The 15294-nt window shown below is 65.8% G+C and carries 19 protein-coding genes; 9 read left to right on the top strand and 10 right to left on the bottom strand.

What is annotated here, in order from left to right; all coding sequences use genetic code 11:
- Positions 1-129 precede the first annotated feature (129 nt).
- On the bottom strand, positions 130-807 hold the full coding sequence (locus tag M8523_RS16755; protein WP_282586029.1) for an HAD family hydrolase: 678 nt from the start codon (positions 805-807) through the stop codon (positions 130-132).
- A gap of 99 nt (positions 808-906) precedes the next feature.
- Positions 907-2052 carry a histidine kinase dimerization/phosphoacceptor domain -containing protein gene (locus M8523_RS16750; RefSeq protein WP_282586028.1) on the bottom strand — a complete coding sequence of 382 codons (1146 nt, stop codon included), beginning with the start codon at positions 2050-2052 and terminating at the stop codon, positions 907-909.
- Between the two features lie 222 nt (positions 2053-2274).
- On the opposite strand from M8523_RS16750, the gene M8523_RS16745 reads away from it, so the two are divergent.
- On the top strand, positions 2275-3315 hold the full coding sequence (locus M8523_RS16745; protein WP_428350737.1) for an alpha/beta fold hydrolase: 1041 nt from the start codon (positions 2275-2277) through the stop codon (positions 3313-3315).
- A gap of 567 nt (positions 3316-3882) precedes the next feature.
- On the opposite strand, the gene M8523_RS16740 is transcribed toward M8523_RS16745, so the two are convergent.
- From M8523_RS16740 to M8523_RS16720, 5 genes are all read right to left on the bottom strand, one after another.
- On the bottom strand, positions 3883-4371 hold the full coding sequence (locus tag M8523_RS16740) for an Hsp20 family protein (RefSeq protein WP_282586026.1): 489 nt from the start codon (positions 4369-4371) through the stop codon (positions 3883-3885).
- Positions 4372-4698: 327 nt separating this feature from the next.
- Complete coding sequence (locus M8523_RS16735) at positions 4699-5298, bottom strand: phosphatase PAP2 family protein (RefSeq protein WP_282586025.1); 600 nt, start codon at positions 5296-5298, stop codon at positions 4699-4701.
- Between the two features lies 1 nt (position 5299).
- Positions 5300-6790: a sensor histidine kinase gene (locus tag M8523_RS16730; RefSeq protein WP_282586024.1), complete on the bottom strand. Its 1491-nt coding sequence runs from the start codon at positions 6788-6790 to the stop codon at positions 5300-5302.
- A complete protein-coding gene (locus tag M8523_RS16725; protein ID WP_282586023.1) occupies positions 6787-7455 on the bottom strand; it encodes a response regulator transcription factor in 669 nt (222 codons plus the stop codon). The genes M8523_RS16730 and M8523_RS16725 overlap by 4 nt, the downstream gene beginning before the upstream one ends.
- Complete coding sequence (locus tag M8523_RS16720) at positions 7455-7733, bottom strand: PepSY domain-containing protein (protein WP_282586022.1); 279 nt, start codon at positions 7731-7733, stop codon at positions 7455-7457. The genes M8523_RS16725 and M8523_RS16720 overlap by 1 nt, the downstream gene beginning before the upstream one ends.
- A gap of 244 nt (positions 7734-7977) precedes the next feature.
- Between M8523_RS16720 and M8523_RS16715 the strand changes: the two genes are divergently transcribed.
- The 5 genes from M8523_RS16715 (at position 7978) to M8523_RS16695 (ending at position 11194) form a co-directional block, all read left to right on the top strand.
- A complete protein-coding gene (locus M8523_RS16715) occupies positions 7978-8253 on the top strand; it encodes a PepSY domain-containing protein (protein ID WP_282586021.1) in 276 nt (91 codons plus the stop codon).
- A gap of 43 nt (positions 8254-8296) precedes the next feature.
- The gene (locus tag M8523_RS16710; protein ID WP_282586020.1) at positions 8297-8830 is read left to right on the top strand and encodes a cytochrome b/b6 domain-containing protein; all 534 of its coding nucleotides are present in this window, start codon (positions 8297-8299) and stop codon (positions 8828-8830) included.
- A gap of 158 nt (positions 8831-8988) precedes the next feature.
- Positions 8989-9150: a hypothetical protein gene (locus M8523_RS16705; protein WP_282586019.1), complete on the top strand. Its 162-nt coding sequence runs from the start codon at positions 8989-8991 to the stop codon at positions 9148-9150.
- A gap of 79 nt (positions 9151-9229) precedes the next feature.
- Positions 9230-10324 carry a sulfite oxidase gene (locus M8523_RS16700; protein ID WP_282586018.1) on the top strand — a complete coding sequence of 365 codons (1095 nt, stop codon included), beginning with the start codon at positions 9230-9232 and terminating at the stop codon, positions 10322-10324.
- Positions 10325-10603: 279 nt separating this feature from the next.
- Entirely contained in the window at positions 10604-11194 is a 591-nt protein-coding gene (locus M8523_RS16695) for a PRC-barrel domain-containing protein (protein WP_282586017.1), read from the top strand.
- A gap of 145 nt (positions 11195-11339) precedes the next feature.
- On the opposite strand, the gene M8523_RS16690 is transcribed toward M8523_RS16695, so the two are convergent.
- Positions 11340-12122, bottom strand: a complete 783-nt coding sequence (locus M8523_RS16690; RefSeq protein ID WP_282586016.1) for a molybdopterin-dependent oxidoreductase — start codon at positions 12120-12122, stop codon at positions 11340-11342.
- Entirely contained in the window at positions 12115-13002 is an 888-nt protein-coding gene (locus M8523_RS16685; RefSeq protein ID WP_282586015.1) for a cytochrome b/b6 domain-containing protein, read from the bottom strand. The genes M8523_RS16690 and M8523_RS16685 overlap by 8 nt, the downstream gene beginning before the upstream one ends.
- A gap of 277 nt (positions 13003-13279) precedes the next feature.
- Between M8523_RS16685 and M8523_RS16680 the strand changes: the two genes are divergently transcribed.
- The 3 genes from M8523_RS16680 to M8523_RS16670 are packed head-to-tail and all read left to right on the top strand — an operon-like array spanning position 13280 to position 14843.
- On the top strand, positions 13280-13948 hold the full coding sequence (locus tag M8523_RS16680) for a ferritin-like domain-containing protein (protein ID WP_282586014.1): 669 nt from the start codon (positions 13280-13282) through the stop codon (positions 13946-13948).
- Between the two features lie 23 nt (positions 13949-13971).
- The gene (locus M8523_RS16675) at positions 13972-14628 is read left to right on the top strand and encodes a ferritin-like domain-containing protein (protein WP_282586013.1); all 657 of its coding nucleotides are present in this window, start codon (positions 13972-13974) and stop codon (positions 14626-14628) included.
- Positions 14629-14660: 32 nt separating this feature from the next.
- Positions 14661-14843, top strand: coding sequence for a hypothetical protein (locus tag M8523_RS16670; protein WP_282586012.1), 183 nt, complete (start codon positions 14661-14663; stop codon positions 14841-14843).
- 139 nt (positions 14844-14982) lie between these two features.
- Here M8523_RS16670 and M8523_RS16665 read toward each other — a convergent pair whose 3' ends face one another.
- Positions 14983-15294, bottom strand: a complete 312-nt coding sequence (locus M8523_RS16665; RefSeq protein ID WP_282586011.1) for a hypothetical protein — start codon at positions 15292-15294, stop codon at positions 14983-14985.

The following is a 15294-nucleotide window of genomic DNA, read 5'->3' as shown; positions in this document are numbered from 1 at the left end:
AGCTTCATGGTCGAGGTGACACCGAGCCGGACGCCTGTGCCCGACTTCCGCGATATCGTTCAGCCTGGACCTTGCTGGCCACGCCCGGGTTGAGGACGGCGGCCGAAGACGCGGCTCCGCCGTCCTTCTTCATGCCGCTTGAAGCACCTGCAACAGGTGACCCGGATCGCGGTAGACGTCGACCGCGCCGGCTTTACGAAGCGAGTCCTCGGAGAAGCCACCGCACAGAAGCCCGGTGCTTTTCATGCCGGCCTTCATGGCCGCCTCGACGTCGTAGGGCGTGTCGCCCACGACGACGACGTCCTTGGCCGGCAGCTTCAGCCGATCGAGCGCCGCGAGGAAGATATCCGGGTGCGGCTTGGACCGTTCGGCGTCGTCCGAGGTGGTCTCGACCGTGGTCATCCCCTCGATGCCGGCCGCCTTCTTGTAGACCTTAAGGTCGTCGGTCTTGGCCGACGAGCCCAATGCGATGGTCTTGCCGGCGTCGATCAGGAAGCGGAACAGCTCCGGCACCTGCGGGAAGCCGATCACGCGGTGGAAATACTCACGCTCGAACAGGTCCTGCCGGTAGGCCTCGATCTTCTTGCCCTGCTTCTCCAGGATATCACCGTCGAGGAAGACGGGCAGCAGCTGGTCGCCGCCCTTTCCGATCTGCTCGCGGACCTTGATCAGGTCGAACTCGAAGCCGAAGGCGGAGAAGGTCCGCTGCCAAGCCTCGGCGTGGAAGTCGACGCTGTCGACTAGGGTCCCGTCGACGTCGAAGATCACGGCGGAGGCGTCGAGGATGGGTGGTCTGGTCTGTGTCATCGGGGGCAACGTCGCGCGACGCAGAAAGGTCACTTCGTCGTTGGCCCTCGTAAGTACCAGCCCCCGGTCGTCGCCCATCCGTCACAACCCTCGGCGGACCTAAGCAGGGGCGGGGAACGAGATGGCGACCCTCACTCCACCATCATTCTGGATATCCATCCTTCCGTCGATCTGCTGGACCAGCGACTTCACCAAGCCGAATCCGAGCGACCCTTCCCGTACGCTCTCCATTCCGGCTCCGTCATCCTGGACGACGATCTCCGCCATGCCCGGACCCTTGCGTTGGGCATGCGTCACGATCGTCCCGCTGGCCGGCGCCGGAAAGGCGTACTTGACGGCGTTGAGGACGAGTTCGGTGATCACGATGCCGAGCGGCACCGCCGTGTCGGCCTCGACCAGGAGGCCTTCTTCCGCATGCGTCTCCAAACGGATACGATCGTCGTCGTCGGTGACCAGCTTGAGGGACTCGCAAAGGTCTCGCACGTAGGTTGCGAGGTCGACGCGTTGGGCGTGCTCGGATTTGCTGAGCAGGTCGTGAACCCGGGCCATCGCGTTGAGGCGGTCCTGCGTGGCATCGAACAGCGCCCTTACGTCCTTGTCGGGCTGACGACGTCCCTGGAGCGCCACAAGGGAGGCGGCGATCGCCAGGCTGTTCTTCGCCCGATGGTTGACCTCGACCATGAGCATCTCTCGCTCGGCCGCGAGTTTGGTCAGGCGTTCATTGGCCGCCTCAAGCTCCCGGGTGCGTTCCGCAACCCTTGCTTCCAGGCTTGCCGTCAAGGCCCGGAGATCCGTCTCCGCGTCGTGCCGCCGGGTGACGTCCAGGTAAGACAGGAAATGATGGGTGACCGTACCCTGACCGTCACCGAGGGGGCTCGCGAACAGCATCGCCCAGAACGGCGAACCATCCTTCCGGTACTGCACGATCTCCAACGTCTGGTCGCGGTCCTGGGCGATGGCCGCCTTGTACTGTCGGATGGCCTCGGGATCGGTCTTCTCCCCGTTCATGAAGTGAGGATCCTGGCCGACGAGTTCCTCCACCGTGTAACCCGACAGCTTGGTGAACGCGGCGTTGGCGAATACGATCGGGTTCCCGTCAAGCCGGGCGTCGGTCACCATCATGGGCATCCGGGTCACCCGGACGGCCTCGACGAAGAAGCCGCCCTCCTCACGAATGGACTCGATGTCACGCTCAGAAGCCGTCCGCTCCGGCGTCCCGGCCATGTTCTCCTGGTAGTCGTTCATGGTGGGCTGATCCGGCGTGCGTCTTACGGAGGCGTGCCCGTATCTCGCCCGAGTGTGAAAGCGGTTTTGACTGAGACGGATTTCGGGCGAAGCACGCACCGATAGCGTCAGGTCGTTCGAGGAAGCCGACGGCGACCGGAACCTACTACGAGCTGGGCGGTTCGGTCCATGCTGCGCTGCACAATGCTGGATTGGGAAGCGCTCAACGGATCGGATATGCGAATGGGCATCGTGAGGACCGTCAGGAAGTCGACCGCCCGGTCCTCACGATCGTGGACGAGCCCACTTGTCCTCGCGACCTTTGCCGCTGCCGGAGCCCTGGCGGCCTCGGCGGTGATCAATCGGCAGGCGACCCAAAAGGCGGAGCGGGACAATCCTCCGACTGGACGGTTTCTCGACATCGAAGGCGTCCGCCTCCACTACGTCGAACGTGGGACGGGAGAGCCGCTCGTCCTGCTGCACGGCAACGGCAGCATGATCCAGGATTTCGAGACGAGCGGGCTCGTCGAGCTGGCGGCCAGGACCTACCGCGTCATCGTCTTCGACCGGCCGGGATACGGGTACAGCGAGCGCCCGCGAAGCACGGTGTGGACCGCCGATGCCCAGGCCGACCTCATCCATGCGGCGCTCCAACGGATCGGCGTCAAGCAAGCGACCGTCCTCGGACACTCTTGGGGAGCGTCCGTCGCCGTTGCGCTCGGCCTCCGCCATCCAGAAATGGTCGGCAGCCTGGTGCTGGCGTCGGGATACTATTACCCGACGCTCCGCGCCGACGTCGTCACGGCTTCGGGGCCGGCGGTGCCGATCCTCGGCGACCTGATGCGCTACACCGTCTCGCCGCTGCTCGGCCGAATGATGTGGCCTTTGTTGCTGCGGAAGCTGTTCGGTCCCTCGCCCACGCCGACCAAGTTCGACGGCTTCCCGGTCGGCATGGCGCTGCGGCCCTCCCAAATCCGAGCCGGCGCGGCGGAGTCCGCCCTCTTGCTTCCGGATGCGTTCGCGGCGCGCGCCAAGTATGTGCGCTTGAAGATGCCGGTCGCGATCATCGCCGGCGAGGAAGACCGCATCGTCGACATCGATCGGCAGTCGCAGCGTCTGCATGACGAGATTGCCCAGAGCACGTTCGACCGCGTCCCCGGGGTCGGTCACATGGTGCATCAGAGCGCCACGGAGCGGGTGATGGCGGCCATCGATCTGGCCTCGGAAAAACAGACGCGAACGGCTTCGACTGACAAGGTCGTGCCGTTCGCGGCGAAGGGATAAGGCTGCGAAAGGGCTCATACGGACCTGAGCGGGTCTTAGACCCCGGAGGGCCCTAAGGGCCCGTCGTTCAAGCGTAAGCCGGCACCAGGGCCTGAGCGGCGGGAAACGGGCCGGGCGGAGGACGGAACGCGGCGACGGGACAGGGCGGCGGATCGTCGTCATCGTCCCTTCGGGGCCGAACGTTCGTCCTTCCCCGCCACCGGGCTAGCAGCTTCGCAGACGTCAGTGGGAACGGGCTCGCGAAACAAGCCCCGTCTTCCCCCGGACGCTTCTCGGGAGCGCCTTCATCATCGCCGAATGCAAGACCCCCGCCCTCCCGCCGGGTCACCGTATCGGACGGGCGTGACAAGAAACTCCGTCCGTCGTGATCGATTCGAAAAGCGGTTCACTCGCGCGGATCAGCTCCGATCGGGGCGGGCCCTCATCGTCGACCGATCGTGTTGACCAGACTGACTTGCCGACATCCTCGTTGAACTCGAACCTGGGTTTCATCTCCGTTCTCCGCAGTCAGGGCCTCCCGGCGAGGGCCGGGAGGCGGGGATCACAGTGTTGGGGGCGTCGAGCTGCTCAGGCCGCCTTGGTCTGTCGACCAGGATCCTGATCGATCTGCCGGGAGCGAATGTCCTGCACGTTCGAGGTTCCGCTTCCGGCCGCGATCTCGATCCGCCGCGGCTTGAGCTGCTCGGGCACCTCGCGGACGAGGTCGATCGAGAGCAGGCCGTTCTCCAGGTTCGCCGCAGCGACCTTCACGTGATCGGCGAGGTTGAACGTCTGCTTGAAGTTGCGGGATGCGATGCCCTGGTGGAGGACCTGCCGCCCCTCGTCCGAGGCCTTCTTCTGCCCCACGACGATCAGCGTCGTGCCGTGCTGGGTCAGTTCGATGTCGTCCGAGCCGAAGCCTGCGACCGCCATGCTGATGCGATATTCGTTCTGGGCCTTCTTCTCGATGTCGTACGGCGGCCAGTCCGGTCGCGCCGTGTTGTTGTCGAGGAGGTCGAAGAGGCGGTCGAAGCCGACCGTGGAGCGATACAGGGGCGAGATATCGAAGGTTCGCATAGCCACATTCTCCTGATGAGCAACATGGATATCGAAGGGTCGCGACGGGGCGACGCCATCGATGTCGGGCCTTTCTGACCGACGAGCGGCGATTTGGGAGGCCCGAAGAACGGCTTCAAGAGGTCCGCCCAAAAAAATCGAGCCATTCCCGCTTCCGTTGCCGACCCTGAACCCGCGCCGCGTGTCGACGTCGTGCTTCACTGGGCAAGGATGTCACCGACCGGTAATCCGAGCGGAAGGAGACGCTGCCAAAGTCCGAGGCACTTCTCCTCGCCTAGTCAGGTTGCCTCGCGCAATCAACCCGCAGGCTACATTCTGCCGAGACTCTCAGGGCTCGACCCACCCTCGTCGGATCGGGACCACGAAAAAGCGACGGTAGAGCGGCTCGATCCAGCGGGGCGTCAACGTCCGTTCAGCCCAAGAACGGAACGGCGCGACGACCAGTAAGCCGGCGCAGGCGACCGGGATTGCGCCCACCATGTCGAGGGGAAAGTGTATCCCCAGGAACAGACGGGACCATGCGACGGGTACGGCAAGGGCCAGGGTGAGGAACCCCGCCCATCGGTGATGCGACAACGCCAACAAGCCAAGGCCCACGGCCACCAGGAACGTCACGTGGTCGCTGGGAAAGGAGCTGTCGGCGACGTGCTCGACCAGGGTCCGCCCGATCGGGACTTCGAAGGGGCGCGGGTGATACCAGACCGCTGCGGCGAGCTGGTTGAAACCCAGGGCTACCTCGGCGCCGCAGAACGCGAGCAACAGTCCGCTCCGGCCCCCGCGTCCGCCCCAGAGCCATAGGCTGGCGAGGAGGGGAGGAACGAGGAAGATCGCCCCCTGCGCGATGGCAACCGCCAGCGAGACCACTCCCGAGTTGGGATGTTCGGGCGCGTTCAAGGCGAGAAAGACGGCTTGGTTCCAGGCTTCCATGTCAGTCCTGTCCTTGATGATCGAGGTCGGCCGCCGCAGTCATGTTCCTCCTTGGAGGAGCGTCAGCGTGCCGACCTGCCATGCCGTCTCCAGCACCGCGCCTGATGGACAGAGGCCCGTTCCGTTCGCGGGATCCCTTTGCTGCCGGCAATCGAACTTCGGCCCTCAACCCTCCCCAGGTACCGGTTTCCAGCGTGATCACGCCCCCATATGCTTCGCAGAGGTCGCCCACGATGGCGAGACCGAGCCCGCTTCCCGGCTTCGACTGCGGCAGGCGGCCGCCACGGCTGAGCGCCATCTCCCTCCGGTCGGCGGAGATCCCGGGGCCATCGTCCTCCACCGCGATGCAGAGCGCCTCGCCCTCGGCGCGGGCGGAGAATGTCACGCGATTACGCGCCCACTTGGTCGCGTTCTCGCCCAGGCAGCCGATGACCTCGGAGAGGTCCTGTGGATCGACATCCGCCCGCAGGTCCGAGGCGATCTCGATCGCGAAGTCGAGGCTGCGGCCGGCCGGCAGGCGGCTGAGCACCCCGACTACGCTCTTAACCAGCGGGAGGAGCGGCTCCGCCATGCCCCGCGATACCCTCGCCCCGGCCCGTGCCTGGGCGAGTTCCCGCTCGACGGACCGACGCATGGTGTCCGCGACCCCCGCGATCTCGTCGGCGACCTGGTGTTCTCCCCGTGACCGCAGGGCCTCGGCGTCGCCCTGAAGCACCGCGAGTGGCGTGCGCAGGGCATGGGCGAGATCGGCGGCGCGCGCGCGGGCCTTGTTGATCGCGCCTTCCTGCGCCAGCAGGAGCAAGTCGACCTCGGCCGCGAGGGGAAGCACCTCGTCGGGGAAGTCGGCTCCCAGTTGCGTCCGGCGACCGCCGCGCACGTCGGCCAGCCGGCCGCGAACGGCATCGAGCGGCCTGAGCCCAATGGTTACTTGCAGCCAGCCGGCGCCGAGCAGAACGGCTCCCAGGGCGCCAAGGAAGGGAAGGAGATCGGTCAGGAAGTCGCGGGCGGCGGTGGTCAGCTCCGTCCTGTCGATTGCCACGACGGCGCGGACGTCGCCACCGCCCATGGCCTTGGGGAGCCCGACGACGCGCTCCACCGCGAACAGGCTGACAACCCTGGGACCAGAGATCACGTGCTGGTGGACCGCGCCATCCGCGATCCTGTCGGCCGGCAGCGTGAGGGCCGCGTCCCAGAGCGAACGTGATCGAAGGGCCGCGCCGCTCGGCTCGGGCGAGACCTGCCAGTAGAGCCCGCTCAACGGCTCGGCGAAGCGCGGTTCGGCAAGGGGTCGAGCGAGCTGCAACGCGCCGTTCGGCCCCCTTTCGATTCCGCTGACCAGCTGCCGGAGATGCGATCCGAGTTCGAGCGCGACCCGACGTTCGACGTGGCGTTCGAACAGGAAGTACAGGCCAACCCCGAAGACCGTGAAGACGACGACGATCGAGACGGCACCGACTGCGAGCAAGCGGAGTTTGAGAGCGCCGCGCCTCATGCGTGCGCCGCGTCGGGGATCATGTAGCCGAACCCGCGCCGGGTTTGAATCAACTCGACGCCAATCTTCCGGCGTAGTCGACCGATCAGCACCTCGATCGCGTTGAGGTCACGGTCGTGGTCATGGGAATATAGGTGATCCATGAGTTCGGTCGGGGCGACCACCCGTCCGGCGTGATGCATCAGGAAGCTCAGGCAGCGATATTCGAGCGTCGTGAGGTTCACAGGTGCGCCGTCGACCGACGCCAGCATCTTCCGCGTGTCGACGGTGACCGGCCCCGCGACCAGGAAGGCGGAGGCTCGTCCGGCGGCGCGGCGGGTCAGGGCCCGCACGCGCGCCAGCAGTTCCTCCATGGCGAACGGCTTGGTGAGGTAATCGTCGGCCCCGCCGTCGATGCCCTGGACCCGCTCGGCCCAGGCCCCCCGAGCCGTGAGGAGCAGGACGGGGAAATTCCGACCTTCCTCGCGCCAGCGGGCGAGGACTGCGAGGCCGTCCAGCTTCGGCAGGCCGAGATCGAGGATGACCGCGTCATAGTCCTGGGTGTCGCCTTCGAACCAGGCGCTCTCGCCGTCCGAGACCACGTCGACGGCGTAGCTCGCGGCTTCGAGCGCGGTTCTCACGTTGCGGATGATGCGGGGGTCGTCCTCGACGAGCAGGATGCGCATCAGTCGTCATCGTCCCTGACGGGCTTGCCCGAGGCAGCGTCGATGTAGACACGGCGCAGCTTGCCCCCGGGCGTGACGACCTTGAATTCGTAGATCCACCGGCCGTGTTCGCGATTGAACGCGGTGCCGACGACCTCGCCGCGCAGCTGTTGCTTCGCGCGCGCCATCACTTCGGGAAGCGACAGCGCCTCACCGCGCTCGACGGCCCCGAACGCACGATCGTGATCGTCATCGTCGGCCCACGCCGGTACGGACGCGACGATCAGGGCGACGCTCAAGGTCAAGACCGCTGCTGGGCGGAGGTAGGACATCGTTCGTTGTCGCACCTTCAAGCTGTCGATTGGCTGACACCTCCGCTGCATAGCGCAACCAAGTCGCGGCAGTGAGGGGCGTGAAATCCATCAGATGTCAGCGAGCCGACAGTTTCGGCCTGCTAGCCATGGTCCATGACGCGCCGACAGGCCGCCATTGGAGGCATGCAATCGACATGTCCATCCTCGACCTCGCGCAATGGAGTTCCTCATGGTTCGCACGACCCTATTCACCGCCGCCGCCCTCTTGATCGCCGGACCGGCGTTCGCCGCCGGCGGTTGCAGCACCGCATCCGCGTCCAAGTTCCAGCCGAAGGCGACGCTCGAATCGCAGCTCAAGGCCGAAGGGATGACCGTTCGCCAGATCAAGACCGAGAAGGGCTGCTACGAGGTCTATGCCGTCGACAAGGCCGGCAAGAAGGTGAACGCCGCCTACAACGCCGAAACCCTCGCGAAGATGGCCGATGCCGAAGCCGGCGAGAACTGATTTCGCAGCCGCGATGAGCCCAGACGCGAGTCAGCGTCGACCCATGACGCGCGTCTGGGACCCGGTCGTGCGCCTTTTCCACTGGAGCCTGGTGCTGAGTTTCGCCGTGGCATGGTTCACGCCACGGTCGGCGGAAACGGTTCACCACTGGGCCGGCTACGCCGCCGCAGGCCTGATCCTCATGCGCCTCCTCTGGGGTCTGGTCGGCACGCGTCACGCCCGGTTCTCGCAATTCGTTCGCGACCCGGCGACCGTCGCTCGCTACCTGTCGGATATCGTCACCGGCAGGGAAGCCCGGTACCTGGGACACAATCCGGCGGGCGGCATGATGGTCATTGTGTTGATCGCCGCCATGGCGAGCACCGCTGCCACGGGATGGATGATGACGACGGACGCCTACTTTGGCGTGGAGTGGGTCGAAACCGCCCACGACCTCGCCGCACACGGGCTCCTGGTGCTCGTCCTTCTCCACCTCGGCGGCGTCGCGCTGGCCAGCGTTCGCCACCGCGAAAACCTGGTCGGCGCGATGGTCACGGGGCGAAAGCATGCGGCCAGCGTCGGCGACGTGGACGACTAAACGGAGCGCGGCCGGTGTCGCTAATCCGATTGTCGCTCCGACTGGCGCCCGACGACCAGGCCTCCCCATTCGGCCCGGCGCACTGCCGTCCAGAGGGTCAACAGCCGATGTCCTCAACCCGTAGACCGGCACCCATAACCCTTGACACGGAATCGGAATTGCCCCCGCGAATCCAAGACCTGATCGACCGGCTCGCGTCCCTCAACACGCATGATGGCAAGCTGCTGAAACTCCTTCAGGACCTCGCGCGTGGGCCGCCGCAGCGCATGGCGATCCTGGTGGCCTGCGGCAACTCCGCGGTCGCTGCCGGCTCCCGGTGATCCGTTTCCTCGCGATCGCCTGAGGAGGCAACGCGAACGCCTCGACATGCATTGAAGCAGGTCCATTCGGAGTCGCTGCTTGTTCGTCCTTTCCAATCCCAAGCGCGACTTCATCGTGCACCGCTCCGAGCCGCTGAACGCCGAGCCGCCGCTCGATCGGCTGCGCGCCGGCTTCGTGACCAGAACGGAGGACTTTTACGTCCGCTCACATGGCGCCTTGCCGGACCTCGATGCCGCCACGCACAAGGTTCGGATGACGGGCAAGGTGACGCGGACGCTCGAATTCACGGTGGGCGAACTGAAAGACGGCTTCATGCCAAGGACGATCACCGCCGTGCTGCAATGCGCCGGCAATCGCCGGGCCGACATGCAGCAGGTGGAGAAGACGACAGGCGATCCATGGGCGCCCGGCGCCATCGGCAATGCCGAGTGGACAGGCGTGCCCCTGGTAGACGTCCTGCGGGCCGCGGGCGCAAGCGAGGAGAAGGACCTGCACGTCGCCTTCGAGGCCATGGACGTTGCCGAGAACGAGGGAGCCGAGGACGGGCCCTTCGGCGTCTCGATCCCGATGGGCAAGGCGATGTCGGGAGACGTCCTGCTAACCTGGGCGATGAACGGGAACCCGCTCAAAAGCGAGCATGGAGCGCCGCTCCGAATCATAGTTCCGGGCTACGCCGGAGTGCGAAGCGCGAAGTGGCTCGGCGAGATCCGGGTTCAGGACAAGCCCTCCGACGCCTTCCAGCAGGCGAAGGACTACCTGCTTTTCCCGCCCGACATGCGCAAGGAGACTCAGGACCCGGCCCGGGGAACGACCATCTACGAAATGCCGCTGAACGCCGCGATCTGCGAACCGGCCGCCGGTGCCGAACTGAAGGCCGGGAGGACCGAGGTCAGGGGCTACGCCATCGCGACCGATCGCGCGATCACCCGCGTCGACGTGTCGAGTGACGGCGGCCGGCAGTGGCGGCAGGCGACGATCGAGGACCACGGCAGCGCGCGCTGGAGCTGGACGTTGTGGCACCTGACGCTCGACCTCCCGGTCGGCGAACACGAACTCGTCGTGCGCGCTTGGGACGCCGCCGGCCAGACCCAGCCCGCCCGGCCGGACGACGTCTGGAACTTCAAGGGCTACTTGAGCGCCGCCTGGCATCGGGTGCGCGTGACCGTCGCCTGACCCCATTCTCCCGGATCGCGCCTGCATGGGACTCCAGATGAAGTTCGAGGCTAGCGCGGGCACGTCGAGGACGGCGCCGATCGGCCGCGCGACAGACAACGCCCGGGATCGAGGGTCCCTCGCATCGATCGAAGGAACGCGACAGCAAATCTTCGCATACGTGAGACGCGAAAATGCAGCGACCGCTCGATGCGTCGTCCCACCCCTTTCAGCGGTTTCCTGTCTGGAGATCCCTCGAAGCAGGGAGCGCCACACCTCCCCAGATCCGGAAAGATCACGATGTCTCACCCCTTGGTTTCCGCCGGCTGCTTGGCAGCCATGTTCGCATTCTCGTCAGTCAATGCATTCGCCGCCGGCGAGTTGACGCAGGAGAGCCCAAGCCAATGGCGCGCATCCAAGCTCTCGGGCGTCATGATCTACGGCCCGGACAATCGGAGCGTCGGCAAGATCAGCGACGTCCTCATGAGCAAGGATGGCAAGGCCGAGTACGTCATCATCGGAGTGGGAGGGTTCCTTGGGATAGATCAGAAGGACGTCGCCATTCCCTATGGCGAGGTGAAGTTCACGGACGTGCCGATGACCCCTCCGATGAACCCGGCTCCAGCGACGGGCAACATGGCCACGACGGCGCCGAACGCCATGACCGGCGCGACCGCGACAGGCACCGGCGCGATGGCGAACGGTACCGTGGCGACGAGCGGCGGCGTCCCGACCAGCACCGCGCTCGGGATGGGCACGACCGGCAACACCGCGACTGACGGCACGATGGGGGCGCCGATGGCCCGGAGCACGGCCTACCCCGATCACGGGACGATCGACATGACTGCGGCCCAGCTCAAGAACGCGCCGACGTTCCACTTCGCGAGCTGATCGGAAAGACCGTCCTGCGGTTGGCGAGGGCAGATGCTGCTGTCCTCGCCCTATGACAAGACGGTTCGAGGGACCGGCCTCTGGACATCGATGGTCAACGCGACAGCCCGGCATTCGGTGGTCGCGTCCGACGTCGGCGACATGGTCAGATCCCCGCATACCATTGGTAGCCGGAGTCCTCCCAGTAGCCGCCCTTGCCCTGGCCGATGTCCTTGAAGTCCTCCATGAGCTGGATGCGCCGGATGTACTTCGTCATCTTGTAGCCGAGCTGTCTTTCGACGCGGAGGCGCAGCGGGGCCCCGTATTTCACCTCCAGCGGTTTGCCGCCCTTGTCGTAGGCGAGGATGGTCTGCGGGTGCCGCGCGGCGAGCAGGTCGATGCTCCCGTAGAAGGGCGTGGGACCGGACGGGTCGCCGTCGTCCATCGTGTCGAAGCAATGGAAGACGACGTAGCGCGCGGTCGGCTTCACCCCGGCCCGGTCGAGCACGCCCTGCAACGGCGTCCCTGTCCACTGGCCGATGCAGCTCCATCCCTCGACGCAATCGTGGCGGGTGATCTGCGTCCGGGCCGGCATGGCGCGAAGCTCGGCCAAGGTCAGCTCATACGGATGCTCGACCAGCCCGTCGACGACCAGCTTGTAGGAGTCGAACCCTTTGGCTGCCATCGCCTTGTAGTGCTTGTCGTCCGGATCGGTCGACCCGTTGGCGTAGAAGCTCGTCGAGACGTCGCCCAACTCGTATTCCTGCGCCAGTTGCTCCTGTCCCAGGATCGCTTCCTGCACCCTCCGGTTCAGGCCGCCGACCCCACCGAGTATCCTCTTGGCCAAAGGGATATCGGTGACGTTCTCGCAGCCGGCGAGGCCCAAGGTCGCGAACGCGGCCGCTCCCCTCGCGAGGAGGGCACGACGCGTCGTCGGACGGTCAACCATGGGTCCCGCGCTCCTGCCCGATGTCGTACCAGCCCGTGACCATCGAGCGCATATTGTTGAAGAGGCCGGACAGAAGAACCAAGGCCACGTGGACGACCACGAACAGCACCACCCCGAACGCCGCGAGGAAGTGGACCGACCGGGCCGTCTGGCGTCCACCGAAGACGTGCAGAAGGAAGGGGAAGGCGGCATCCAGACCCGGCGACATGGTCCAACCCGCCACGACCAGGAGCGGCAGCAGGACGAAGACGACCGAGAAATAGGTGATCTTCTGGATGGCGTTGTACTGCCGGGCCTTCTCCCCTTGGGGAAAGCGTAGCCGCGCATGGTCGAGGATCTCGCCGCCGATGTGCCGCCATTGGGTTCGGCTCGGAAGGAAGTCACGGCGGAAGTGGCGGGTCGCGAAGCCCCAGACGAGGTAGACAAGCCCGTTGGCGACGAACAGCCAAGCGAACACGAAGTGGATCGCCCGTCCCGTGCCCAGGTCCTGTTCGCCCGGCAGCGTGGCCCAGGAGGGGAACGCCCGCTCGGCAGGCTTGCCCTCGAAGGTCGACAGGCCGAGGACGCCGGTCGTGTCGAAGCGATGCTCCCCGATGCGCACGTACCCGCGCGCCCGGCCGTCGACCTTGTCGGAATCGATGGCGACGGGCGGGTGGTCGAAGTCGGTCTTGATGCCGAAGTCGAGCTGCGGTCGCGCGTTGAAGATCTGGAGGCCGCTCATCAGCAGCATGGTGAGGCACAGGACGGTGATCCAATGCGTCACCCGGACCACGACGCTGTGGCGCTTCAGCAACGTGACGAGACGTTGCTCCTTCCCTTTCGGGACGGCGTCGTCGTTCGCCACGACGGGATCGTCCAGCTCCGTTTCGGCCGATGACATCGAGGTTCCGATCGCTTCGTCTTTCCGAGAGGGTCGAAGGCTCGACGGAGAAGATCGCCGAAGGCCGCCGGTCGGCACGTTCCGACTTCCGTTGCGGATTCCGCCCGGACCGGTAGACGACGCACGGCGTCGTTGAATCGTGACGGTAAATTTACGCATAGCGGGAACGCGAAATTGGAATCACCTTGCGACGCATCCAGCCGTCGATTCCCGCGTACTTAAAAAGCAGTGCAAATCAGCCGCTTACCGGAGGCTGAATAGCGACATGGGAGACGGTATGACCAGCATAGACCGAAACAAACCTAACCATGGGAGCAATTCCCGTCGTTCCATCCTGAAGTGGGCCGGCGCCACCGCCGTGGCCGCCGTAGCCTTCGGCGTCGACGTGCCGGGCCTGAGGCTTAGCCGGGCGTTCGCCCAGGCGGGGGTCGACCTCGGAGCGGGGGATCTCGGCATCCTGAACTACGCCTACGCGCTGGAGCAGCTCGAAGCGGCGTTCTACACGCAGGTCCTCGCCTCGCCCTACGGCGGCATGACTCGGGGAGAGCGTTCGCTCCTCCAGGACATCAAGGCCCATGAGATCGCCCACCGCACGTTCTTCGCCCGCACGCTCGGCGGAAACCGCATCCCGGACCTGACGCCAAACTTCTCGGCGGTCGACTTCTCCAGCAAGGCTTCGGTCCTCGGTACCGCCGCCACGTTCGAGGACCTCGGGGTCGCGGCCTACAACGGCGGCGGTGCCGCGATCCAGAGCCCGAAGATCCTCGCTGCGGCCGGCTCCATCGTCTCGGTGGAAGCCCGGCATGCGGCCACGATCCACGCCATACTCGGCGACTTCGGACCTGTCGATCAGAACGGGCTCGATCAGGCGCTGCTGCCCTCGCAGGTCCTGCCGATGGCGGCGCCATTCATCGCGACGCCCGTCACCGCCTCGCAACTTCCCTGATCCCCTCCCCAAGGAGTCCAACGATGTCCCACGACATTGCCATTCTCGACGGGATCGATCCCGACCTGTCCAACCGGCTGACCAATCGACGTGACCTCTTCGCCGGCGCAGCCGTCAAGCTGGGCGCCCTCGCAACCGCCCCTTTGATGCTTGCCGCCGTCTCCTCCCAGGCGTTCGCGCAGGTGCCGCAGCAGGTCGCGGACATCCTCAATTTCGCGCTCACGCTCGAATACCTGGAAGACGAGTTCTACCGGACGGCGCTGGCCCAGGGCGGGCTTATCCCGGACTACGCCGGCGGCACGTTCCAGACCATCAGCCAACACGAAACCGCGCACGTCGCCTTGCTGCAATCGGTGCTCGGAGGGGCGGCGGTCGCCAAGCCCCAGTTCGACTTCACGGCACGCGGCAAGTACCGCGACGTGTTCACGAACTTCAAGACGTTCGCGGCCGTGTCGCAGGCGTTGGAGGACACCGGCGTCGCGGCCTACAAAGGCCAGGCGCCCAATCTCGTCGGCGGCGGCAAGCTGCTCACGACGGCCCTGGAGATCCATTCGGTCGAGGCCCGGCACGCGGCTTCGGTCCGACTTCTTCGCAAGCAGAAGCCCTGGACGGGCGCCTTCGACAAGCCGCTCAGCAAGGCCCAGGTCCTCGCCATCGCAGGTCCGTTCATCGCGGGATGATCCCGCTTCGAAGGTACAACAGGAGAACAACCATGACCAAGACCAAGAGCCTGATCGTCGCGTGCGCGGCCATCGCCTGCTCGCTCGGCGCCGTCGTCGCGCCGGCGTCCGCGCAGATGATGAAGAAGCCGATGATGCATCACCACATGATGCACGGCAAAATGATGATGCATAAGAAGATGATGATGCACAGGAAGATGATGCATCGCATGTGAAGCCGAGCGAGGCGCTCCGTGAGCCGGAGCGCCTCGGCGATCGGGAAGAGCGGTCGAAGCCGAGGCATCTGCCTCGGCTTCGACGTGTTCAGGCCCGGTGTTCCCCCCAGCCGGGCACGACAAGGCCGATCACGCCGCCTTACCGCAGCCCTCTGCGAAGTAGGCATTCGTCGAACACGACACGACATTCCGCGCTCAAGTCGGCGCGCTTGCCCTTCATGCAAGTCAGTATCTTGTCCTCGTCTTCCCCGGCATTGCCGCAAAGGCTGATGACGTCGGGACCGCACGCGGCCTGCTCGGCATCCGTCACCTGATACTTGTTCTCGGCGGCCTGCGCGGGGGAATGTGACGGAAGCAGCAGGCAGGCCGCGATCGCCGCGATCGGGATGTTCCTCGTCATCTTTGGCTTTCGTGTTTTGCGGGAGAACGGAACGTCGAGCGCCGACGCCAT

This window comes from Lichenifustis flavocetrariae, from assembly GCF_026130545.1.
Classification (GTDB): domain Bacteria; phylum Pseudomonadota; class Alphaproteobacteria; order Rhizobiales; family Beijerinckiaceae; genus Lichenihabitans; species Lichenihabitans flavocetrariae.
This window is presented reverse-complemented; position numbering and strand designations above follow the sequence as displayed.

Bases quoted from the DNA above. Each gene is read 5' to 3' on its own strand.
- M8523_RS16755 (WP_282586029.1), bottom strand. From the start codon at position 807: ATGACACAGACCAGACCACCCATCCTCGACGCCTCCGCCGTGATCTTC.
- M8523_RS16750 (WP_282586028.1), bottom strand. From the start codon at position 2,052: ATGAACGACTACCAGGAGAACATGGCCGGGACGCCGGAGCGGACGGCT.
- M8523_RS16745 (WP_428350737.1), top strand. From the start codon at position 2,275: ATGGGCATCGTGAGGACCGTCAGGAAGTCGACCGCCCGGTCCTCACGA.
- M8523_RS16740 (WP_282586026.1), bottom strand. From the start codon at position 4,371: ATGCGAACCTTCGATATCTCGCCCCTGTATCGCTCCACGGTCGGCTTC.
- M8523_RS16735 (WP_282586025.1), bottom strand. From the start codon at position 5,298: ATGGAAGCCTGGAACCAAGCCGTCTTTCTCGCCTTGAACGCGCCCGAA.
- M8523_RS16730 (WP_282586024.1), bottom strand. From the start codon at position 6,790: ATGAGGCGCGGCGCTCTCAAACTCCGCTTGCTCGCAGTCGGTGCCGTC.
- M8523_RS16725 (WP_282586023.1), bottom strand. From the start codon at position 7,455: ATGCGCATCCTGCTCGTCGAGGACGACCCCCGCATCATCCGCAACGTG.
- M8523_RS16715 (WP_282586021.1), top strand. From the start codon at position 7,978: ATGGTTCGCACGACCCTATTCACCGCCGCCGCCCTCTTGATCGCCGGA.
- M8523_RS16710 (WP_282586020.1), top strand. From the start codon at position 8,297: ATGACGCGCGTCTGGGACCCGGTCGTGCGCCTTTTCCACTGGAGCCTG.
- M8523_RS16695 (WP_282586017.1), top strand. From the start codon at position 10,604: ATGTCTCACCCCTTGGTTTCCGCCGGCTGCTTGGCAGCCATGTTCGCA.
- M8523_RS16690 (WP_282586016.1), bottom strand. From the start codon at position 12,122: ATGGTTGACCGTCCGACGACGCGTCGTGCCCTCCTCGCGAGGGGAGCG.
- M8523_RS16685 (WP_282586015.1), bottom strand. From the start codon at position 13,002: ATGTCATCGGCCGAAACGGAGCTGGACGATCCCGTCGTGGCGAACGAC.
- M8523_RS16680 (WP_282586014.1), top strand. From the start codon at position 13,280: ATGACCAGCATAGACCGAAACAAACCTAACCATGGGAGCAATTCCCGT.
- M8523_RS16675 (WP_282586013.1), top strand. From the start codon at position 13,972: ATGTCCCACGACATTGCCATTCTCGACGGGATCGATCCCGACCTGTCC.
- M8523_RS16670 (WP_282586012.1), top strand. From the start codon at position 14,661: ATGACCAAGACCAAGAGCCTGATCGTCGCGTGCGCGGCCATCGCCTGC.
- M8523_RS16665 (WP_282586011.1), bottom strand. From the start codon at position 15,294: ATGGCGTCGGCGCTCGACGTTCCGTTCTCCCGCAAAACACGAAAGCCA.